Source organism: uncultured Parabacteroides sp. (assembly GCF_902493135.1).
GTDB lineage: Bacteria > Bacteroidota > Bacteroidia > Bacteroidales > Tannerellaceae > Parabacteroides.
On the sequence record NZ_CABUOD010000001.1, the window covers coordinates 81,570 to 104,127 of the forward strand.

19 protein-coding genes are annotated in these 22,558 nt (G+C 48.3%); 5 read left to right on the forward strand and 14 right to left on the reverse strand.

The annotated features are described in order from the left end of the window. Positions 1-555 precede the first annotated feature (555 nt). From RDN79_RS00315 to RDN79_RS00330, 4 genes are all read right to left on the reverse strand, one after another. Complete coding sequence (locus tag RDN79_RS00315) at positions 556-1,641, reverse strand: LptF/LptG family permease (protein ID WP_298547940.1); 1,086 nt, start codon at positions 1,639-1,641, stop codon at positions 556-558. 12 nt (positions 1,642-1,653) lie between these two features. Beyond that, complete coding sequence (gene tgt / locus RDN79_RS00320; protein WP_298547938.1) at positions 1,654-2,784, reverse strand: tRNA guanosine(34) transglycosylase Tgt; 1,131 nt, start codon at positions 2,782-2,784, stop codon at positions 1,654-1,656. A 72-nt stretch (positions 2,785-2,856) separates the two neighbouring features. Then, positions 2,857-4,407 carry a 4Fe-4S dicluster domain-containing protein gene (locus tag RDN79_RS00325; protein ID WP_298547936.1) on the reverse strand — a complete coding sequence of 517 codons (1,551 nt, stop codon included), beginning with the start codon at positions 4,405-4,407 and terminating at the stop codon, positions 2,857-2,859. Next, positions 4,407-5,339, reverse strand: coding sequence for a DUF362 domain-containing protein (locus RDN79_RS00330; RefSeq protein WP_298547934.1), 933 nt, complete (start codon positions 5,337-5,339; stop codon positions 4,407-4,409). Before RDN79_RS00330 ends, RDN79_RS00325 begins: the two co-directional genes overlap by 1 nt. 101 nt (positions 5,340-5,440) lie before the next feature. On the opposite strand from RDN79_RS00330, the gene RDN79_RS00335 reads away from it, so the two are divergent. The 3 genes from RDN79_RS00335 (at position 5,441) to RDN79_RS00345 (ending at position 7,772) form a co-directional block, all read left to right on the forward strand. Next, positions 5,441-6,235, forward strand: a complete 795-nt coding sequence (locus RDN79_RS00335) for a hypothetical protein (RefSeq protein ID WP_298547932.1) — start codon at positions 5,441-5,443, stop codon at positions 6,233-6,235. Between the two features lie 130 nt (positions 6,236-6,365). Then, positions 6,366-6,590: a winged helix-turn-helix domain-containing protein gene (locus RDN79_RS00340; RefSeq protein WP_298547929.1), complete on the forward strand. Its 225-nt coding sequence runs from the start codon at positions 6,366-6,368 to the stop codon at positions 6,588-6,590. 582 nt (positions 6,591-7,172) lie between these two features. Then, positions 7,173-7,772, forward strand: coding sequence for a recombinase family protein (locus RDN79_RS00345; protein WP_298547926.1), 600 nt, complete (start codon positions 7,173-7,175; stop codon positions 7,770-7,772). 98 nt (positions 7,773-7,870) lie between these two features. Here the strand turns inward: RDN79_RS00345 and RDN79_RS00350 are convergent, their stop codons facing one another. Next, on the reverse strand, positions 7,871-10,348 hold the full coding sequence (locus RDN79_RS00350) for an endonuclease MutS2 (RefSeq protein ID WP_298547924.1): 2,478 nt from the start codon (positions 10,346-10,348) through the stop codon (positions 7,871-7,873). 15 nt (positions 10,349-10,363) lie between these two features. Beyond that, a complete protein-coding gene (locus RDN79_RS00355; protein WP_298547922.1) occupies positions 10,364-11,782 on the reverse strand; it encodes a PDZ domain-containing protein in 1,419 nt (472 codons plus the stop codon). A 232-nt stretch (positions 11,783-12,014) separates the two neighbouring features. Between RDN79_RS00355 and RDN79_RS00360 the strand changes: the two genes are divergently transcribed. Next, positions 12,015-12,617 (forward strand): nucleotide exchange factor GrpE, encoded by a 603-nt coding sequence (locus RDN79_RS00360; RefSeq protein WP_298547918.1) that lies wholly within the window; start codon positions 12,015-12,017, stop codon positions 12,615-12,617. 42 nt (positions 12,618-12,659) lie between these two features. Beyond that, on the forward strand, positions 12,660-13,817 hold the full coding sequence (gene dnaJ / locus RDN79_RS00365; protein ID WP_298547916.1) for a molecular chaperone DnaJ: 1,158 nt from the start codon (positions 12,660-12,662) through the stop codon (positions 13,815-13,817). A gap of 174 nt (positions 13,818-13,991) precedes the next feature. Here dnaJ and RDN79_RS00370 read toward each other — a convergent pair whose 3' ends face one another. From RDN79_RS00370 to RDN79_RS00405, 8 genes are all read right to left on the reverse strand, one after another. After that, entirely contained in the window at positions 13,992-14,531 is a 540-nt protein-coding gene (locus tag RDN79_RS00370) for a flavodoxin family protein (protein WP_298547913.1), read from the reverse strand. A gap of 142 nt (positions 14,532-14,673) precedes the next feature. Continuing rightward, positions 14,674-15,018: a TIGR04076 family protein gene (locus RDN79_RS00375; protein WP_298547911.1), complete on the reverse strand. Its 345-nt coding sequence runs from the start codon at positions 15,016-15,018 to the stop codon at positions 14,674-14,676. A gap of 39 nt (positions 15,019-15,057) precedes the next feature. Further along, on the reverse strand, positions 15,058-15,783 hold the full coding sequence (locus RDN79_RS00380; protein ID WP_298547909.1) for a porin family protein: 726 nt from the start codon (positions 15,781-15,783) through the stop codon (positions 15,058-15,060). 2 nt (positions 15,784-15,785) lie between these two features. Continuing rightward, positions 15,786-16,352 (reverse strand): flavin reductase family protein, encoded by a 567-nt coding sequence (locus RDN79_RS00385; RefSeq protein ID WP_298547907.1) that lies wholly within the window; start codon positions 16,350-16,352, stop codon positions 15,786-15,788. A 6-nt stretch (positions 16,353-16,358) separates the two neighbouring features. Beyond that, entirely contained in the window at positions 16,359-16,823 is a 465-nt protein-coding gene (pyrI, locus tag RDN79_RS00390) for an aspartate carbamoyltransferase regulatory subunit (RefSeq protein WP_217802875.1), read from the reverse strand. 56 nt (positions 16,824-16,879) lie between these two features. Beyond that, the gene (gene pyrB, locus RDN79_RS00395) at positions 16,880-17,800 is read right to left on the reverse strand and encodes an aspartate carbamoyltransferase (RefSeq protein WP_298547899.1); all 921 of its coding nucleotides are present in this window, start codon (positions 17,798-17,800) and stop codon (positions 16,880-16,882) included. 197 nt (positions 17,801-17,997) lie between these two features. Then, complete coding sequence (locus RDN79_RS00400; protein ID WP_298547897.1) at positions 17,998-19,359, reverse strand: efflux transporter outer membrane subunit; 1,362 nt, start codon at positions 19,357-19,359, stop codon at positions 17,998-18,000. A 3-nt stretch (positions 19,360-19,362) separates the two neighbouring features. Then, positions 19,363-22,557: an efflux RND transporter permease subunit gene (locus tag RDN79_RS00405; protein WP_298547894.1), complete on the reverse strand. Its 3,195-nt coding sequence runs from the start codon at positions 22,555-22,557 to the stop codon at positions 19,363-19,365. Position 22,558: the final 1 nt, after the last annotated feature.

The window sequence follows — 22,558 nt, forward strand, 5'->3', positions numbered from 1 at the left end:
GTTGAATCTGTGTCATCTGCGTTCTATTTTATATTTTGACACACCTTCATTTGTAATACGTCTTTTATTGGGTTTAAAGGAATAAGCAGGGAGAACCAAACCAATAGGCACTCTTTTGTTTTGCGATAAGCAGCGGATTACCGAGCAGTCGGCATTCTTCTCTCCATACGGTATTTGAAGCCGGATTCCAGAAAAGCTATATAAACTGTAATAATTATTCCCGCTCCAATTTGAAGTGGGTTTCTGTAAGATAAATATATATTATGGGGGTAAATATTTGATTTATAGTGATTTGATTTTTGTATTTGCAATTTGCTTTTATCTGACTTCCCTTTATCATGAATGTTTCACGGACAAAATATTTTTATTAACTATAAATTCAACATAAATGGGAGAATTTTGTCCATGAATAAGGAGAAAAAGTTTTAATAATTAGTTGTTCTTTGTTTGTAATTGTTTGTTTATCAGTTTGTTGAATGCGTGTTCCATAAGGTGCGCACTCAAATTAAAGCGGTGGAAGATTTGGAGGTTTTTACAACTTTCAGTTCCGGTCTCTTATCTCGGTGCCTTCCGGTACAAATAAATCGCGATAAACGTGTACAGTATATTCGGGATCCAGGCGGCCATGGCGGGGCTGAGGCTGCCGTTGATGGCGAAGGTCGATGTGACGGTGGTGAAGAGGATGTAAGAGAAACTCAGGGCCAGTCCGATACCGATGTTCAATCCCATGCCGCCTTTGATCTTGCGGGAAGAGAGCGAGGCTCCGATGGAGGTCAGGATGAAGGCGGCCATGATGGCGGCAAAACGTTTGTGGTATTCGATCTGGAACGTCTGGATATTGCCGATCCCCCGTTTCTTCTGGCGGTCGATATAGGTGGACAGTTCGGGAGAAGTCATCGTCTCGCAGTCATTGACGGAGATCAGGAAGTCCGAAGGGACGATCGTCAGAGTGGTGTCCTTGCGGCTCCCCTCGGTGATATGCTCGCGCATCCCGTCGAAATCACGGATCATGTAGTCGATCAGGGTCCAGTTGTAGAGCGAATCATATTTGATGGAGTTTGCCGTGAGGCGTGAGATCATCTTCTTGTCCTCGAAGTGTTCCAAAGAGAAACGGTATCCCATTCCGGAACGCGCATCGTAGCGGTCGAAATAGGCGATTACGCCCGGCTCGATCTCCAGTTGGGCGGAACGGACATAGTCTACCTTCTTATTCTTGATATATTTGTTTTGAAAGTCGATACGCGTGGCGTTGGCAGGCGGAATGATATAAGCGTTCAGCGCAAACGTACTGAGCGCAATGATCCCTGCCGAAATCGCGTAGGGCAGCATCAGCCGCCGGAAACTCATCCCGCTTGCCAGCATTGCGATCACTTCCGAATTGTCTGCCAACTTCGAGGTGAAGAAGATAACGGCAATGAAAGTAAACAACGGACTGAACAGATTCGCGAAATACGGGATGAAGTTCATGTAATAGTCGAAGACGATCGCTTTCAACGGCACGTCCGGACTCAGGAACTTGTCGATCTTCTCATTTATATCGAAGACAACCGAGATGGCGATGATCAGGGCAATCGCAAAGATGTAAGTGCCTAAGAACTGTTTGATGATGTACCAGTCTATCCGTTTCAGTTTGAATTTCATGTGACAGTTTGCTTATAACCGGTTTGATAACTGACGGACCATCTCACTCTTCCAGGTCGTGAAATCGCCGGCAATGATATGTTTGCGTGCCTCTTTTACGAGCCACAGGTAAAACGCGAGGTTATGGATCGATGCCAGTTGAAGTCCCAACATCTCGTTCACTTTGATCAGATGGTGCAGATACGCCTTGCTGTAGCGCGTGTCGATAGCCGAATGGGCGTCCGGATCGATAGGGGAGAAGTCGTTCTCCCATTTCTTATTGCGCATATTGATCGTGCCGAAACGGGTAAACAACTGTCCGTTGCGCCCGTTGCGCGTCGGCATGATGCAGTCGAACATGTCGACGCCCCGTTCGATCGCCTCCAAGATGTTGATCGGCGTGCCGACTCCCATCAGGTAGCGGGGCTTGTCTTTCGGCAGGATTTCGTTGACTATTTCGATCATCTCGTACATCTTCTCGGTCGGTTCGCCTACAGCCAGGCCGCCGATCGCATTGCCGTCCGCACCTTTTTCGGCTACATTCTCGGCTGCTTTCCGGCGCAGTTCCGGATAGACACAACCTTGTACGATCGGGAAAAGGCTTTGCCGGTAACCGTATTTCGGTTCTGTGGCGTTGAAACGTTCGAAACAACGGTCCAGCCAACGTTCCGTCAGGCCGAGGGATTTTTTCGCATATTCGTAATCGGCATCGCCCGGACAACATTCATCGAAGGCCATGATGATATCCGCTCCGATGATCCGCTGGATATCCATCACCTTCTCCGGGGTGAACAGATGCTTGGAGCCGTCGATGTGCGAACGGAACATGGCGCCTTCCTCATGCAACTTGCGGTTTTCGGAAAGGGAGAAAACCTGGAAACCGCCGCTATCCGTCAGGATCGGACGGTTCCATGTATTGAATTTGTGCAGTCCGCCTGCCTGTTCCAATATTTCCAGTCCGGGACGGAGGTACAGATGGTAGGTGTTTCCTAAAATGATTTGTGCGTTGATATCTTCCTCCAACTCGGTCATGTGGACACCTTTAACCGTGCCTTGCGTGCCGACCGGCATAAAAATAGGCGTTTCGATTGCTCCATGATCAGTGGTAATCAGACCCGCCCTTGCATTTGATTTTGTGTCGTTATGTTGTAATTCGAATTTCATGGCTGCAAAGATAAAGAAAAGGCCTTACTTTCACAAATAAGGCCTCATAATATAGTCGGTTACAATCGTTAATCAGAAACCGAAATCATCGACCTCGACTTCTTTGACTTCCTCTTCTTTAGGCTTCTCGACGAATTTGTGTTCGACGTTCGGTTTGACGATAATGGCACGCATCGGACGTACCGGGCAGATCGATTCGCATCCGCCGCATCCGATACAGAGGTCGGGATTGATCTGCGGGATTGTCAGTGTCCCTTTGTAGGGAACCATGTGCACGGCCTGTGTCGGGCAATGCTCTGCACAGGCACCGCAGTCTTTCTCTTCCGTATTAACGACACAACGGCCTTTGAAGAAAGTGGCAATGCCGACCTGTGTCGTCGTCTTCTCTTCGACAGTCAGAGGCTTGATCGCACCGGTGGGACATACGTCGGAACAAACCGTGCACTCGTAATTACAATAACTGCTGATATAGGCCAGACGCGGTTTCAACATATAATCCAATCCGTATTCCAGTCCTGTAGGGCGCAAAACCTGGCTCGGACAGCGGACGACGCATATCTGGCATCCCGTACATTTATCTTTGAAACGTTCCAGGCTGATAGAACCCGGAGGCGTGAGGGGAGGCCATTTTTTCCTGCCTTTTCTGTTCATTTTCCCTTTTCCGCCTCCGGCAATCGCGGATGCGACCGGCAGCGAGGCGGCAACGGTTGCGCTTGTGGCCAGGAATGTACGGCGGCTCTTGGCGACCGTCGGCTGGTCGGAACGCGATGCGCCCGGAAGTTGCAGGCGATATTGCAAGCCGCCCTTGGCGCAGGAAGAGACACAATTGAAACAATCTACGCAACGGGACGTATCGACCGTCAGGTTCTTGCTGTCGATCGCTTCCGCCTTGCAGGTATGTTCGCAGTTCCCGCAATGCGTACAGGCTTCCTTGTCGAAAGTTATGCGGAAGAACGAGTAGCGCGAGAAGAGGCTCAACAAGGCTCCGACGGGGCAGATCGTATTACAGAACAGGCGTCCGCGGAAAACAGTCATGACAATGAAAACAAGCAATGCGATGGCTGCCGCGGTCAGACCGGAAACCGTCACGGTGCTGATCGTCACATGGAACAACGAATAGTTGTCTGCTTTCATCAGCAGGTCGGCGAGCATGTTATTCCCCCACATCACGACCGGACGGAACAGGCTTGCCGCAATACGTCCGAAGTTGCTGTACGGGTCCAGAAGCAGGCACAACCCGCTGAAACCGAAGACTGCCATGACCGCCGTGATCGCCAATAGCACGTAGCGAAGCCGGTTCATCGGCTTGTGGTAGGTAAAACGGCGGCTTCCTTTCTTCTTTTTCTTGCCGATGCAAAACAGGCGGTTGATGATATCCTGGAATACGCCTGCCGGACATATTGTGGAACAATAAATACGTCCGAATACCAGTGCCAGCAAGAGCTGGAACACGATCAGGCCGACCATCCCGCCCAACAAAGCCGGCATCAGTTGCAGGTGCAGCAAGCGGTGTACGCTATCCGGTAAAACTCCCGAAAAGTCTACGAAAAACAAAAGTATGGGTACAAAAAAGAGGATTGCGAGCAAAACTCTCAATCCCTTTAGGTAATTTCGTTTCTTCATCAGATCTTAATGCGTTTGATGTTTATTTTTTTCAGATCGGTAGAACCTAATTTAAGCGCTTCCCCTTTGCCCAGATGCCCGACGGCGGCCAGATCCAACTTCTTTACCTGGTTGAACAAAGCGAGGGCGGCCGTGTCGACGGCGACGATATTCGGAGAAACGATCATCGACTTCAACGTGGCCACGTCGGCTGCGCTTTTTCCCTGCGGACCGTTCTGGTGCATCATACGGTAGGCGTCTACGATGTTCAGTACCGGCTTCTTCTGCCAGGTACAGATATCGGCGATACATTGCTGCAAGTCGTTCTGGTGGAAGAAGCGACGGTCCCAGACGATCCCCATCATGTTCTTCATCGCACATGACAGCTTGGCTCCCCCGTGGTTTTTCAGGATGGGAACGTTGATCCAGGCATCCGCTTCGATCAGCGACTCGTGTATCTTGGCCTTTTTCAGTGTCACGCCGCCGGGAATGTCTACTTCCTTGAAGTATTTCTCGTCGTTACCCGGCATGATGATACCGCCCGCTTCCTTTACGGCGGCGGCGATACCGCTTGTCTCGTAGCATTTCTGCCAGTTGTCGCACGTGTGGTCGAATACCGTCACCTTTTCGGCTCCAGCTTCGAAACATTTCTTTACAAGGGCCTTTATCAATCCCGGATTCGTATTGCCGGCCAGTTCCGGTGTACGGTCCCATCCGATATTCGGCTTGATAACGACTTTTTGTCCTTTCTTGATATATTTGCCGATGCCGCCAAGCGCTTCTAACGCCTTGTCGAGCATAACTTCCGGTTCGCCACCCATTACTGCTACCAGATCGGGCGCTTGTTCTACTGCAACTGTATTTGAAGAGAGGGCTGCCTGTAGTCCTTCAAAATTCAGAGATAAGGCTGCACCTGCTACAACACTGGTCTTAAGGAAATCACGACGTTTCATTTTGTTCTATTGGTTTTATGTAGTTTATAAAAGTTTTAACAAAGGTAGAGATTCTCTAATATAAAATGTATATTTGACCTCCAAAAAAATCATAATAAAGTATGGATTTATATTCCTATGTTTCAATAGAATCCTTTGTCCGCGGATGCAAAGAGACAAAGACGCCGGGAACTTTCACCTTGCGTGTCCCTAATTTACTGTATATCAGGCCGGACGAAGTGACCGGATATGGTTTGTCCCTGCTTCGCCGTTCGATCGTGTTGCATGAAGAGCAAAATGGCATCGGGCAGGAGTTTAGTAAACAAAATATTCCTTTTTTCCGGGAGAACCGCCGGATGCTTATCGGGCCGGAGATGGAGATGTACGCCCTTTCCCTTTACCAGAACCCGGAAATCCCTTCCGGCGTGGAGGAAGGGAAGGCTTCCTGTTTGCGGCTGGCTTTCGATTACGGGGCGTTGGGTGAATATAGTTTGTCGGGAGATAAATATTTGCTTCGCTGCAAATATGATGAGGAGGAGAACCTGAACGCGTTTGTCTCGCAGATGAGGCGGGAATATGACAAATTCTTTTATGATGAAGAGCATACCGGGTTCAAGCGGGATTCACGTTTCTTCTCGATGCTTTGCAATGCTTGCCTGGAAGTGCGGGAACCTCGTTGGGCCTCCGAACAGGAATGGCGGCTTGTGCAATTTTGTGGTCCGGCAGAGGCGGGGTATGATTTCATAGGGGGTAGCCTGGTTCCTTACGTGGATTATGCGATCCCGTTCGAGTGTCTCCACCGCATCGCCTTGACGGATCTGACGGAGAATCGTTTGACGTATAGCGCCCTGGCAGGATTCCTCCAGAGCATCGGGCTGGCTCCCGACCGTTATTTGGAAGGGATGTTGGAGGATTAATTAATGTTGATTAACGCTATTTCGCTAAACTATTCGGGGGATGGTAGTGTTCACAATTCGAAGCGAAAGAATCATTTGGCTTTCTGAAAAAGTGGTGAGGAATAATATTATATCAAATAAGTGAGGTGCTATGACTAAGAATGATGTTGTTTCAGAGGCCGGTCAGATCTGGTCTTTGTTATCAGAAAGAAAAATTTTGTCAGTGAAGAGGATTGGGGAAATGACTCACTATCATGAGTCCTTTGTCTGTTTGGCTTTAGGATGGTTAGTAAAGGAAAATAAAGTCCGTCTGTTTGAAAAAAGCGGTGTACTGCATGCGGAGCTGAATACTTCGATTCCTGAAATGTATTATTAGACAGGTGAAAATCCCAAGGCAAGTCTATGTTTTCCTTGGAATCGTAAAAACCCTCCGGTTATTTAAGTCAGCCGGAGGGTTTTTACTAATGCTTTATTTGATATGTAAGAAAGTTTCAACTTTTTTCTTTGGGTGAAAATTTATTTTCACGCCGAAGAAAATTTATTTTCCCGCGGGAGAAAATTTATTTTCATGCCTGGGGAACTTTTTTTCCCCGGTGAGGGATCTTCTGCTGCGTCGCGAACCTTTCCCTCTTTCTTCAGCAGCCCTTCCCGCCACCGGCATTGGAATACGGGGGGACGATAAACAGGTGCAAAATACTTATATCGGGGAAGGGCTGCCGGTTACGGGTGAAAAACGGAAAAGATCATAAATCCCCGGTTTGGATAATTCGTTAGCTATTTCATTCTTAGTCCGATAGCCTTCTGCATACGATGTAATTTTTTGTATTAAAGAGCGGAATACTAACATTTTCTTTAAATAAAATGGAAAGTTTAGCTATTGTGCTATAATTACTTTTCGTATCTTCACCGAAAAATAAATTTGCTTCTACGTTTTTTTAATTATTAAGTTGCTGAAAATATGGTAATAGCTTATTTAAGAGTAGGAACTTCAAACAAAGAGCTTCTGGAAGAACAGAAAAATGAGATTAAACGCTATGCTTCGGATCATGATATAAATGTCGATAAGTGGGTAACGGATATCACTGTCGACAAAGGGAAGGAAGATGAACGTAATCTTACTATGGTACTGGATCGTATGGAAAAAGGCGATAGCCTGATCTTGTCAGATATTTCCCGTTTGGGACGAACTTTGTCGGAAGTCATGGAGATTATGGGGCGCTGCATGGAAAAAGGCGTTCAAATCTATAGTATAAAGGATCGGTATATCCTGGACCGGACATTGAATCTCCCGGTTATGGGTAATGTGTTCAAGTTGGTAACGGAGATCGAACACAGTTTGATGTCCACCCGTACCAAAGAGGCCTTGAATCATAAGAAGAGCACGGGAGGTCCGTTAGGCCGTCCGAAAGGATCGGCTGCCAAACAGTCTTTCCTTGATGCGAATAAAGAAGAGGTGATCAGCATGCTTGAACGCGGCGACACCGTTATGGAGATTTGTAAACGTTTTAATGTTTCCAGAAATACCTATTATATGTTCAAACGGAACTACGGACTCTAAAAACCGGTCCTTCTTCCGCATGTATAGCCCGGTCGGGATTGCTGTCAGCAATATAAGTGACCGGGCTATACATGCGGGTAACGGTGTCTTGTTTGTTTTTATTCGAGTTCCACTACCGTAATGCCGGCGCCTCCGAACTGGACATGCTCGTCGTGATACTGGCGGACGCCCGGGACGGTGTGCAGATAATCGCGTATCAGTTGGCGGAGTATGCCTGTCCCCGTCCCGTGCAGGATGCGGATACGTGCGGCACCTACCTGGATGGCATCGTCCACAAAGTAGGTGACGGCTTGTAAGGCTTCGTCTCCTCTCATGCCTCTGACATCTATCTCTTGCTTGAAGTTCAATCTCTTTTCATGCATGTCGTCTGCTGTCTGGACGCTGACGAAAGTACTTTTCTGGATCTCTTTTTTGATCTGGCCTTTGCTGACCTTTTCCAGTTGTTCCAACTTGACGGTGCTTTTGATCATGCCGAATGCGACGATTGCTTGCTTCCCTTGAACTTCCATGACGGTTCCGGCTGAAACCTGCCCTTTGAGACGGACATTGTCGCCTACTTCTATGACATCGCGGTTGAAGATCTGTTTGGAGGCCGGCGCGTTTTGTTTCTGTTTTTTACGTTCTTTGCGCTCCTGCAACTTCGCCATTTTGCGGGCGATCTTGTCGTCTTCTTCTTCGGCTGCTATCACAGAGGCCTTGAATTCTTCCAGGGCTTTACGGGCGAGCTTGGTCTGTTCCTTTTCTGCCTGCGCCTCTTTGATTTCGCGGATCGTGTTTTCGATCTTTGCGTTGGCTTCGGAAAGGATGCGTTGTGCCTCTTCCTTGGCGTTGCGCATGATCTCTTTCCGTTGTTTGTTCACGGCTTCCAGATCCTGCTCGTAGCGGGCGGTAATATCTTCCAGCTTCTTTTCCTGCTGGCGGATGTTCTGGCGTTTGCTTTCCCAATAGCGTTTGTCCCGAACGATATCCTGAAGATATTTATCCATATTGATATAATCGGAGCCGACATTGGCAGAGGCATCGGCAATAACGTCTTCCGGCAGGCCGATCTTGCGGGCAATCTCGACGGCGAAGGAACTTCCCGGATTACCGATCGACAGTTTAAAGAGCGGTTGCATCAGGTGGCGATCGTAAAGCATGGCTCCATTGACGATCCCTTCCGTGTCTTCTGCAAAATGCTTCAGGTTCTGGTAGTGGGTCGTGATAACGCCGTAGCTGTGATTCCGGTTGAAACGGTCCAACAGGGCTTCGGCGATCGCTCCTCCGATCTGGGGTTCCGTACCGCTACCGAACTCATCGATCAGGATTAAAGTCTTGTTGTTGCAGTTCTTGACGAAAAACTTCATGTTCGTCAGGTGTGAACTGTAGGTACTCAGGTCGTTTTCGATGCTTTGTTCATCTCCGATGTCGATAAACAGGTTCTCGAACAATCCGGTTTTCGAACTTTCATATACCGGGATCAACAGGCCGCATTGCAACATATATTGCAGCAAGCCGACCGTTTTCAGGCAAACGGATTTACCACCTGCGTTCGGCCCGGAGATGATCAGCAGACGCTTTTTTTCTTCCAGGAGAATATCCAGCGGGACGATCTGTTTGTTTTGTTTCTTCAACGAGAGGAAGAGCAGGGGATGTGCGGCGCGTATCCAGTCGATCTGCTGTTTGTTTTCGACTACCGGTCTGATCCCGTTTACCTGTTCGGCAAACAAGGCTTTGGCACGGATAAAGTCGATCTCGGCCAGGAATTCGTATGATTGCAGGATGTCGGGGACTAACGGGCGGACGAAATTTGTAAATTCCGTCAGTATCTTCATGATCTCCCGGCGTTCGTCACCTTCCAGTTCGCGGATCCGGTTGTTTGCCTCCACAACGACTTCCGGCTCGATGAAGACGGTTTTGCCGCTGGCCGATTCATCGTGCACGATCCCTTTGATCTTTCGCTTGAAAGCCGGAGCTACCGGGATCATCAGGCGTCCGTCACGCATGGTAGGCGTGATATCTTTGTCCACGACTCCTTCCGATTGTGCGGCACGCAGTATGGATTGCAAACTGCGGGAGATGCCGCTCATGGTGGCCGTGATCTCTTTTCGTATCTGCGCCAGGGCAGGAGAGGCATTGTCTTTCACATGTCCGAACTTGTCGAGTATGGAGTCGATCTTTCCGATCAGTTGCGGGAATACCAGAATATCGCCGGCAAGGGCGGTCAAGGCCGGGTATTTGATCTCTTCTCCTTCTTCCGAGGAAGGGCGGAAGAAACGGATAATATCGTTGATTGTCTGGAGTGAACGTTTCAGGTCGAACAGTTCTTTTTCATCCAACCAAGTCCCTTCGGGGCGTATCCGCTTCAACGAATAACGTACATCGAAAAAATAACTGGCGGGAAACTCGTCTTCTCCATGCAGGATTCGGACAAACTCGTCTGTCTGTTCCAGACGTTGGGTTACGGTTTGATAATCGGCAGAGAACCCCATCTCTGCTACCCGCTCTTCTCCGAGCGGGCTTAAACATTTTTCTGAAATTAAACGGCGGACTTTATCGAAGCCCGTTTTCTGTTCGAAATTTTGCGGGTATATCACGTTCTTGTAAATGCTTTATTTTACTTCGACCGTCACGGACCGGCGAATGGTCGGACGGACGATGATTTCCATTTTGTTTTTCCCCCTTTTGATATCGAACGTACAGGCATTGTTGCCGGACGGGTTGATATAGGGAGCGTAGTAATATAAATAAGAATAGGCTGCTTTATTTCCGGATTTCTGGATCGCATCGGCTACCTGCGGGTATCTGAATGTGTCCCAGAACATACACCGTTTGAAACCGTTGGCATCCGTAAATTGGGTTTTCGGATCGCGGTATTTCATCGTGTTGGTAATAAATCCTTTGTAAGCGGCGGAGAACTCTTCAGCCGTATGATCCATCTTTTGATTGTTGATTTTCTCTACAATATCGCGGGGGCGTAAGCCGGCAGCGTATGCAGGCGAGTTCTTGTCGACATCGGCAATCTGTTCCATACGGTCGATGTCGTAGCTCACCCCCGTATAGTTGTAGGTTTTCTGATTGACTTTGAACGGCACGTTGCGCTGGTATTTGACGTATGGATATTGCATGCACATCAACGGGGCATGTATACGGGCATATTCGTCGAGGCGGTATGAATCTTCCAACAGTTCGTTAGCTTCGCATTCCCACAGGATGCGGCCCGGCACGTCACGCTGGTCGATCAGGCGGAAACCGAACTGGAGCAGGTATTGCGCTTCCGCTTCCGCAGACATTGAGTTCAGAAACGGGAATGTCTCCATCTTGCTGTGATTGAAGTTGTAACGATAGATCGGCTCTTTTTCGACCAGTATCTTGTTTGCCCCTTTATAGTTCGGATTCTTGTCGAAGAAATAGAAGGTCTGTACTATGATGTCGGGACGGTCTGTATCGACTGTCATCCCTTTCTTGGTCAATTCCTTTTCGATGCTTTCGTTGATGGCCGTTTCCAGTTTGCTGTTATTCTCGTCTATGGCAGAGAACGCAAAGGTTTTGAACTTGCCGAAATCTACGGGATCGGCTGTCACGGTTGTCTTGAACGGACAGACAAATTCCCGTTCGCTGGTCGTTTCGAGGCTGTACATCGAAAAAGCGGTGGCCAGTTGTTCTTCGGTAATGGCGTTCCCTTTTTTGCATTCTTTTTTGACAAGGATCTGTTTAGCCGGGTTTGCCAGATTGCCGATCGTCAGCAACACTTCGTTTTTACCGGCGGGATTCAGCATTTCTTTGATCTCTTCCGGTGAAATATCTGTCGTTTGCACACCATCGATGGCAATAATGATATCGTTGGTTTTCACGCCTGCAAGCTCTGCCGGCGAGTAAGGAATGACACTGGTAATAACCGGCTTGTTTTTCCCCCAATGGTCGCTTTGACTGATATCATATGTAATTCCTAATCGGCAGATATTCCGGTTTTGGGCAAAACCGGTAAGAAATGCAAATAGCAGTAAAACTGACAAAATCGCTCTCTTCATAATTAATTTTTTATTGTTTTATTAATCTTATATTTTGTACTATGACAATAAATCATCTTTATACTACACAAAGGTAAAGATATTTTCGTTCTATAAGAACAGTTGGCAGTATATTTGATGTTATATTGATAATTGATATCGACAAGAATAGTGCCGACAGATAGGTCGTATGACTGATATTTGGATGATATCTTATTGACAATTAGATAGTAATGAAAATATATAATTGATTATGAACAAGATGAATTTTAATAGCAAGAAGGAAACTGCTGACAAAAAAGAACGCCAGGGTGCTGATGAAGCGACAAAATTGCAGGAAGAACAGGTAAATGCGGCAGAAGAAAATGCCGCATCTGACAATGTGACGGATGAAGGCCAGGAACAGAAGGAACTGGAGGAGCTGAAGAAGAAGTATGACGAACTGAATGATTCTCACCTGCGCTTGATGGCCGAGTTCGACAACTACCGTAAACGTACGTTGCGCGAAAAGTCAGAGCTGATCAAGAACGGTGGCGAAAGTGCTTTGACTCATTTGCTTCCTGTCGTCGATGATTTCGAACGCGCTTTGCAGAACATCCGTTCGGCTGAAGATATAAAGGCCGTTACGGAGGGTGTGGAACTTATCTATTCGAAATTCATGTCTTACCTGTCTCATCAAAATGTAAAACCGATCGAAACTGTTGGCGAACCGTTTGATGCTGAAACGTCTGAAGCCGTTGCCATGATTCCTGCTCCTGAACCCGATATGAAGGGTAAGGTTCTGGATTGTGTACAGACCGGTTATACTTTGAACGATAAGGTGATTCGCCACGCTAAAGTAGTGGTAGGCGAATAATACGACAGGATAATGAGCAAATAACAACAGACAGATACGAAGATGGCTAAAAGAGATTATTACGAAGTGCTGGGCGTCGAGAAGACTGCTTCGGCAGAAGAAATAAAGAAAGCTTATCGTAAAAAGGCGATTCAGTTCCACCCTGACAAGAATCCGGGTGACAAGCAGGCTGAAGAAAACTTTAAGGAGGCTGCTGAAGCATACGATGTGCTGAGCGATCCTCAGAAGCGCCAGCGTTATGATCAGTTCGGTCATGCTGGAGTAGGAGGTGCTTCGCAGGGCGGTGGTTTTGGCGGAGGAATGTCTATGGACGATATTTTCTCTCAGTTTGGAGACATCTTTGGCGGACATTTCGGTGGCTTTGGCGGGTTCAGCGGTTTTGGAGGCGGTTCACGTGGCGGTCGCAGGGTGAATCGAGGTTCGGATTTACGTGTGAAAGTAAAGTTGAACCTGAAAGAGATTGCTACCGGAGTCGAGAAGAAGATCAAGGTTAAGAAATATGTGACGTGTTCCAAATGCCACGGTAGCGGGGCGGAGGACGATCACAGTTCCAAGACTTGTGAAACCTGTCACGGTAGCGGTGTAGTTACCCGTATCGCCAATACGATCTTGGGACAGATGCAGACACAGACAACCTGTCCGACCTGTGGAGGCGAAGGAAAGATTATCACCAAGAAATGTAGCGAGTGTAACGGTGATGGAATCGTGCGCGACGACGAGGTGATCACGATCAATATTCCGGCCGGTGTGGCAGAAGGCATGCAGCTTTCCATGAACGGAAAGGGGAATGCTGCCCGTCATGGGGGGATTAACGGTGATTTGTTAATCTTGATCGAAGAAGAACCGCATCCGGAACTGATACGTGACGAGAACGACATTCTGTATAACCTGTTGCTGAGTGTGCCTCAGGCGGCTCTGGGCGGCACGGTTGAAGTTCCGACTATCGACGGTAAGGCTAAAGTCAAGATCGAACCGGGAACTCAGCCGGGTAAAGTGCTTCGTTTGCGTAACAAAGGGTTACCGTCTATCAATAGCTATGGAACGGGAGACCTGCTTGTGAACGTAAGCGTTTATATTCCGGAAACGTTGTCCGCATCAGAGAAGGATATCATGAACGGTCTGGAGAACTCTCCTAATTTCCAACCGAAGAAATCTGTCAAGGAGAAGATTTTCGATAAGTTCAGACATATGTTCGATTGACATTCTGTGGATTTTGGTAATAAAAGGGCTGTGTCAAGGATTTGCGACACAGCCCTTTTTATTTCTGCCATATGGATTAGCTTCCGGTCGTAAGTGGAAAAGGCCTTGCTTCAAAACACCGGTGTTTTGAAAACGAAACAGATATGCTTTGAAAAGGACTGTCACTGCAATCGCTTAAACTTGCTTTCCCATTTGATAGGCTTCTTCCATGGCGGGGTTTCCGTTGATCTCTCCTTTATGCCAAACGCCTAATCCGAACACGGTTCCTTTTATTACGGGATTTTCCAGACAGTCCAGGAATCCCTGGAAAGTGTCGATCGTACGGAGCATTTTCTTACGGTCGTCTTCGGCTGCCGTTACGATGAAATAAAATTCCTTGTCGTTCATCTCCGTGTATCTTCCGCAGCAGCGGTCTATCAGTGTTTTCATCTGTGCGCTCATCGTGTAGAAATAGACAGGGGTAGCCATTACGATCACATCGGCATTCACCATTTTCTCGATGATTTCTGCTGCGTCGTCTTTTTGAGGGCACGGCTTCTGGTATAGGCTGCATGTGCTGCATCCCGTACAGTAATGGATTGTTTTGTCTCTCAGGAAAATCTTTTCCACTTCATGGTCGCTTTCTGTCGCACCACGCATAAATTCGTCACAAAGTGTGTCTGAGTTGCCGCCACGCCGGGGACTTGATGATAAGATCAATACTTTTTTTGCCATACTTGTATATTAGTTTAAATCGCTATTAAAAATGTTCCGGAGGAACGGATACAAAGTTACTGTGACGGGCAGATTAGGACTGTATATGAATTACAGGGATAAATACCATTTTTACAGGATTCATATACATATCGGTACTTGGTCAACGGACAGGTGTGTAGTCTATCCCGGACTCTTCATCCGTCGCTTCGAGCTTGAATATGACAGGGCGTAATCCGTCATTGCAACTGCAGATGGCAACTCCCGGTTTCCTGATCCAGTCTCCATAATAGAATACTTCTTTTCCGGCACCATGTGACAACGCGAAGGCATATTGGTAAATCGCTTTCCAAGCCTCGTCGCAAAAGCCTTCCGGCTTGGCATAATCAGCATAGAAAACCTGTCCTTCTTTCAGCATGGGGCAGGCGGTCAGTCCTTCGGCACCGTATTCGCGGGCCAGTTGTTCATCTAAAGTAGTCTTTAACACCGTAATCTTGACTTTTTTCATCTGATATGTTTTTTATTAAATGCTTTGACAATGAAAGAATCAGAATAGGAAACCGAGTGAGAAACTCATTATGTTTGTCCGTTTTTCAATGTTGAGAGTTCCCTTTGGGTTGGCCTCGTTCTTGCCTATCTCACGGAAATCGGATGCAACCTCGTTCAAGCCGAATTCATAGCTGAAGTCAAGAAACAGACGCCAGATGCTGACTCCCAGCCCGGCGGCTATACCGATCCCGAAAGGCGTGTTGTCATCTTCGAATTCGCGGGGGCTGTCCGTCATATCCGTGCTGTAGCGCGTCTTGTAGTTGTATTTGATGTTGGGACCGAACATCATGCTTAATGCGTACGGACCCTCTTTTACCAGATAATAACCGACCATCACCGGTACTTCGAGTGTAGCGGACTTATAGGTAATCCGGTTTCTGCTGATCGGGGATTGCGCTATTGTCCCGTCAAAGCTGCTTTCTTCCTGTGGTATGTTGAAACGTATGTCACCTTCCGTATATTGCCATGCCAAGCTGGGCTGGATATAGAAACGGTCGATATTGACCCGTGCAAACACGGCTGCCTGATAACCTACCTTATATTGCAGGCGTATGTCTTCCATCTCCTGGTTGTCTATCGTCAACGATTTGACAATCGGGAATGCGGCATTGACTCCGATTTTTCCTCCCCAATTGAATGTCTTGTCTTCGATCTTGATAAACTTCTGGGCAACCACCGGGAAACAGAATGGAAGTATCAGTAATATAAGGCAAATTTTCTTCATGACTATTTTTTCTTTCTGACCGACCAGCCGAACTTACCGACGAAGTCGCCCAATCCGTAATATTTGCCATGCGAATAAGCCAGCAGGTCGGCACGCTGCATATCGAAAGCTCCTGTTTCCGGGTCCAGATATTTGTCATCGGCCTGCACGTTTACCACATCGGCGATAAACATGTCATGGCTACCCAAAGCCATAACCTCTTTTACCCGGCATTCAATGCAAAGCGGGCACTCTTCGATGATCGGGGCGTTTACGACCGAGGCTTTTCCCGGCGTTAACTTCATCTCCTCGAACTTGGCATGGTCTTTCCCTGAGTTGACACCGCACCAGTCGGTAGCATATGCCAGCTCGCGGGTTGTCAGGTTAATCACAAATTCCATGTTCTTTTTCAGGATCGGATAGGAGTGGCGTTCCGGACGGACGGATATATAACACATCGGTGGATTGGTACAGAGCGTACCCATCCACGCGACAGTTATAATATTGTATTCTGAAGGCTCAGAGCCGCAACTAACCATTACCGCAGGCAGCGGATAGATCATCGTGCCGGGCTTCCAGTCGTGTTTCATATCGGATTATTTAACGATGATGTCTTCCTTGTTGATCTTGCGTTCGCAATAATGGCATCTGATCGTACCCTTCTCTTTGTCGATTACATCGAAACGGGTCGGCATCGGTTCATTATTGGTGATACATTTCGGATTGTTACATTTTACGAGTCCTACCAGTTCGTCCGGTAAGGTAACGGTCTTTTTCTCCACCACTTCGTAATCGCGGATAATGTTCAGGATCACGTTCGGTGCGATCAGGGCGATACGGTTGATCTCTTCGTCACAGAAGAACTTGTCGGAGATCTTGATCACGCCTTTGCAACCCATTTTATTGCTGTGGAAATTGTTGCCGATCGTAATCGTATTGTTCATGTTTTCCAGTCCCAGTAATTTGGCTACTTTGAACAACTGGCTGGGGGGAATATGATCGATGGCAGTACCGTTTTCTAAAGCGGCGACCTGCAATTCTTTTTTCTTTTCTGCTGACATAACTTTTGATAATTGAAAATTGATAATTGAAAGTTGAAAATCAGGAAACGGGATTCTTAATCTTCAACGGAAATGCCCAACACTTCGCAGATGATGGCCTGACGGGCGAACAGTCCGTTGCATGCCTGCTGGATATAGTAAGCTTTCGGATTATCGTCCACATCATAAGCTATTTCGTTCACACGAGGCAGCGGATGCAGGATGCGCAGGTTCTCGCGGCTGTTTTTCAGCATGTCATTCTTCAGGATATACACATTCTTCACACGTTCGTACTCTTCCAGGTCGGTGAAACGTTCGCGTTGCACACGGGTCATGTACAGAATATCCGTCTGGTTGATGATGTCTTCCGTAAATTCGGTATATTCGTTGTATTTGATGCCATGTTTGTCGCAGAAGTTCTTCTGTTCGTCCGGCATGTGGAGTTCGTTCGGTGCGATAAAGTTGAATGTCGGGTTGAAATGAGACATACCCACTATCAGCGAGTGCACGGTACGTCCGTATTTCAGGTCGCCGACCATTGTGATGTTGAGGTCGGTCAGTTTGCCTTGCGTCTTTTGGATGGAATAGAGGTCCAGCATGGTTTGGGAAGGATGCTGGTTCGCTCCGTCGCCGGCATTGATGATAGGCACGTCTGTTACTTCCGAAGCATAACGGGCGGCGCCTTCCAGATGGTGGCGCATAATGATAAGATCGACGTAGTTGCTTACCATCAGGATGGTATCTTTCAGTGTTTCGCCTTTAGAGGAACTGGTTGTGGAAGCGTCGGAGAAACCGATCACACGGCCGCCCAACCGATTCACCGCAGTCTCGAAACTCAAGCGGGTACGGGTGGAAGGTTCGAAGAACAGGGTCGCTGCAACTTTGCCTTCCAGCACTTTACGGTTCGGATTTGCTTCAAACTTCCTGGCGTTATCCAGAATACGAAGAATGTCCTCTTTGGAACATTGATCGATAGAAACTAAACTTTTACTTTTCATTGTTGTGTATATTCTGTCTTATGCCCACAAAAGTATAAAAAAATGCATAGACAATGTCATGGCTCCGCTTATTTTTCACTCGATAAAAAAGGACCTGTTTCGTCGAAGTTTGAATACTTTTCTGAAACAGGTCCTATGGAATAGGTCAAAGGTCCGGTTTAAAAGGTTTTTGGCTTTTATGGATAAAAAATGTTTTCTTATTCTCTACCGCCGCCTAAAGCTTGATAAAGGTTGATCACGCTTTGTATCTCGGTGAACCGGTTAGCCGTTTGCGACAGTTGTGCGCTCAACAAAGACTGGCGGGCGGTCAGCACTTCCAGGTAGGTAGTCGTACCGTGCTCCATCAGCAACGCTGTGCTTTCCAATGCCTTTTCCAAGGATTGGATCTGCTTTTCGAACAAGACGGTCTTTGCCTTGCTTGTCTGGCAGGCGACCAAAGCATCGTTGACTTCGCTGCCGGCATTCAGCAAAGCTTGCTGGAAAGCCAGGCTTGTTTCTTCCTGCTGCGCTTTGGCGATGCGGTATTGAGCCATGATCTGTCCTTTGTTGAACAACGGCTGTGTGAGCGAGCCGACTGCCGAAGCCAGGAATTTGCCCGGATTGACGATCATGCTCCCTGCCGAGTTGGTCCATCCGGCACTTCCGCTCAGTACGATGGAAGGATAGAAAGCAGCGCGAGCCTGGTTGGTTGCGTAAAAAGCCTGTTCCAGCGAACGTTCGGCAGCACGCACATCGGGACGGTTCGACAACATTTGCATCGGTACGCCGACTGCCACGTCTTCCGGGAACTGCTGGTCGGCCAGTTTTCCACGTTCGTAGCGGTGCGGGGTTTCTGCGAGCAACAGGGCGAGACTGTTTTCGACTTGGTTGATCTGCTCTTTCAGGTCGAGAATGGAAGTCTGTACACTGTAATAAGCCGCTTCCATTTGGGAGGTAGCCGCCTCGTTGGCTAATCCGGCATCCATCAATGCACGGGTAGAAACCACCGTCTCTTTCCAGGCTTCTTCCGTCTGTTGCGAGATGGCTAACTGTTCATCCAGCATCAATAAGGTGTAGTACACGTTGGCGATCCCGGCTATCAACTGGGTACGCACAGCCTGCTGGTAGTCCTTGCTTTGGGCATACAGCGCTTTGGCCTGTTGCTTGGCATTGCGCAGACGTCCGAAGATGTCCAATTCCCAACTGGCTGTGACAGGCAGCGTGTATGTCTTTGTCGCTTTTCCTCCGTCGAAACTGCTGATCGTTCCTTGCGGGGAAAGTGCGAACGAAGGTAGGAAAGCGAGCTTCGCCGACATTAGCGCTGCTTCCGCTTCCTCGATCTGCAATTGGGCGGACCGGAGGTCGGTGTTGTTTTGTAGCCCTTGTTCGATAAGAGCCTGCAACTGCGAGTCCGTAAAAAGTTCCCGCCAGTTCACATTACCGAAATTGGTCGTATCATCGACAGCCACCTCTTCTCCGTACAGGTGGTCCGGAGTCGTTTCGGCCGGTTGATATTTGGTGTATATGCCGCAACTGCTCAACAGGGCGGTTGCGGTTGTCAATACGATTATTTTCTTCATACCTTATTTATTTTCATTGTTTAAACCGTCACGTTCAATTTGGCTCTTTTGCTTTTCCAACGCAACTTGCATATCGGTTTCCACTTCCATCGGCGGACGGATTTTTTCTTGCATGTATTCGAAAATGATGTAGAATACCGGCACGACGAACAGCAAAGCCAATGTTCCGACTGCCATACCGCCGACAACACCTGTTCCTAATGAACTGTTACCGTTGGCTCCGGCTCCGGATGCGAACATAAGCGGAAGCATACCGAAGATCATCGTAAGTACGGTCATCAAAATCGGACGCAAACGGGCTTGTGCGGCCGAATAAGCCGATTCGACGATCCCCATCCCTTTACGGCGGCGTTCGATGGCGAATTCGGTGATCAAAATCGCCGTTTTGGCCAAAAGTCCGATCAACATGATGACACCGGTCTGCAAGTAAATGTTATTTTCCAATCCGAACAGTTTGGCGAACAGGAACGAACCCATCAAACCGAACGGAACGGACAGGATAACGGCCCAGGGAACAAGGAAACTTTCGTACAGACAAGCCAAAATCAAGTAGATAAGCAAGATGCAGACCGCATAGATAAAGAGTGTTTGCGAACCTCCGGTATTGGCCTCTTCACGTGCCATACCGCCATACTCGTACCCGTATCCTGTCGGCAGCATCCGGGCGGCCACTTCCTCGATGGCCTGTTGTACTTCTCCTGTGGAATATCCCGGTGCCGGGTTCACGTTGACCGTGATACAGCTAAAGAGGTTGAAACGGTTGGCCACTTCAGGTCCGAGTACCCGTTTCAGGGTTACGAACTGACTGATCGGAGCCATTTCCGTCCCGTTACGGACAAACATATTGTTCAAGGCTTGTTCGTCAAGGCGGTATTCCGGTGAGGCTTGCGACATCACGCGGTATACTTTTCCGAATTGGTTATAGTTGGAAACGTATGCGCCACCACAATAACTGCCCAGTACGTCGAGAACCGTCGAAGGTGATATTCCGGCCCGTTTACATTTGGCTGCGTCCACATCGACCGATATCTGCGGGAAGTTCATGGCATAAGAAGTATAGGCCATCGCCACTTCGGGACGCTGGTTCAAAGCTCCGATATATTGCATGGCGTTGCCGTAGAAGGTACCCATATCTCCGCCGGTACGATCCTGCAAGTTCAACTCGATGGAGTTACCCAGACCGTAGCCCGGAATCATACCCGGCTGGAAGCAGAATATCTGCGCCTCTTTGATTTGGGCGAATTGTGCGTTCAGACGGTTGACCACTGCATCGGAAATATGTTCGGCCCCTTTTCTTTCATCCCAGTTTTTCAAACGGATGATCGCCATTCCGTAGGAAGTACCCTGGCCTGCCAGGAAGCCGTAACCGGCTACACGGGAGTAATGTTCTACTTCCGGCGTGTTCTTCAGGATGTTTTCTACCTTGTCCAGTACTTTGCCTGTCTCTTCCAGCGTACTACCCGGGGCAATGGCCACATTCGCCATAATGACCCCCTGGTCTTCTTGCGGAACAAGACCTGTTTTAGTATTGCTGATAAGCCAGCCCAGCAGAATAACGGATGCGATCAGTCCGGCCCATACCATCCAACGATGATGGATAAAGAACATGACGCCTTTCTTGTATTTGCCCAACACGGCGTTGAAAGAGGCATTATAGGCGGCACGCACACGGCCGTTAATGCTTTTGGCACTCTTGTTCCCATCGCTCGGACGCATCATCATGGCACATAGGGCGGGGCAGAGCGTCAATGCACAAATCATGGAAAGACCAACTGAGGTCGCCATCGTCACACCGAATTGCGTGTAAAAGATACCGGAAGTCCCTCCCATGAAAGTTACCGGTATGAACACGGCCATGAACACGCAGGTACAGGAGATAACGGCCATCGTCACGTCGCCCATCGCATCTTTCGTTGCCTGGTAGGACGAGGTGTAGCCCGCATCGAATTTTGCCTGTACGGCTTCCACCACCACGATCGCGTCGTCCACCACCGTACCGATGGCAAGCACCAAGGCAAACAGGGTCAGGATGTTAATCGTGAATCCGGCGGCTGTCAGGCAGGCAAATGTACCGATCAGCGAAACGATGATCGAAATAGACGGGATCAGCGTACTCTTTAAGTCCTGAAGGAAGAAATACACCACAAGGATTACGAGGATGATCGCCACGATCAGCGTTTCAACCACATTATATATAGAGGCGAAGAGGAAGTCGTTGGAGCTCATCATCGTGATAAATTCCGTTCCGGTAGGCAATTCCTCTTTCATCTTCTCCAATTCGGCGGCAATACGTTCGTTTACTTCCGTTGCGTTGGAGCCGGCTACCTGGTAGATCATGAAGGTCACAGCCGGCTTACCGTCCATCTGGCTGTCGAAACCGTAGCTCAATGTTCCTAACTCGACCTTGGCGACATCTTTCAGGCGTAATACGGAACCGTCTTCCTGGGCCCGGACAACGATGTTCTGGAATTCTTCCACGCTCTTCAAACGTCCGCGGTATTTCATTGTGTATTGGAAAACGTTTTTCGAGTTTTCACCCAGCGAACCGGTCGGCGCCTCGATGTTCTGTTCTCCTAATATGGAAGTCACGTCCGAAGGAACCAATCCATATTGGGCCATTCGTTCGGGGTTCAGCCAGATACGCATACTATAGGTATCGCCCAACTCCATCACGTCGCCTACGCCTTCGATACGTTTGATACGCGGGATGACGTTGATGTCGAGGTAATTTCCGAGAAATGTCTTGTCATAACGTCCATCGGTACAGACAAGTGCGTCGATTTGCAAGAAACTGGTCTGACGTTTCTGGGTGCTGACACCGATACGGGTTACTTCGGCAGGCAATAGACCCTGCGCTTTCGTTACACGGTTCTGCACGTTGACAGCCGCCATGTCAGGGTCCGTCCCTTGTTTGAAATATATTTCGATACTTGCCGAACCTGCATTGGTGGAAGTGGAAGTCATGTACATCATGTTTTCCACACCGTTGATACTTTCTTCCAGCGGCATGATGACACTGTTCATCACCGCGTCGGCATCCGCTCCGGTATAAGTGGCCGATACGTGGACCGTAGGCGGCGCAATGTCAGGGTATTGCTCGACCGGCAAGGTAAAGAGCGAAATCAATCCGATCGCCAAAATAAGAATGGAGATGGAGATGGCCATAACGGGCCGTTTGATAAAAATATTTCCTTTCATA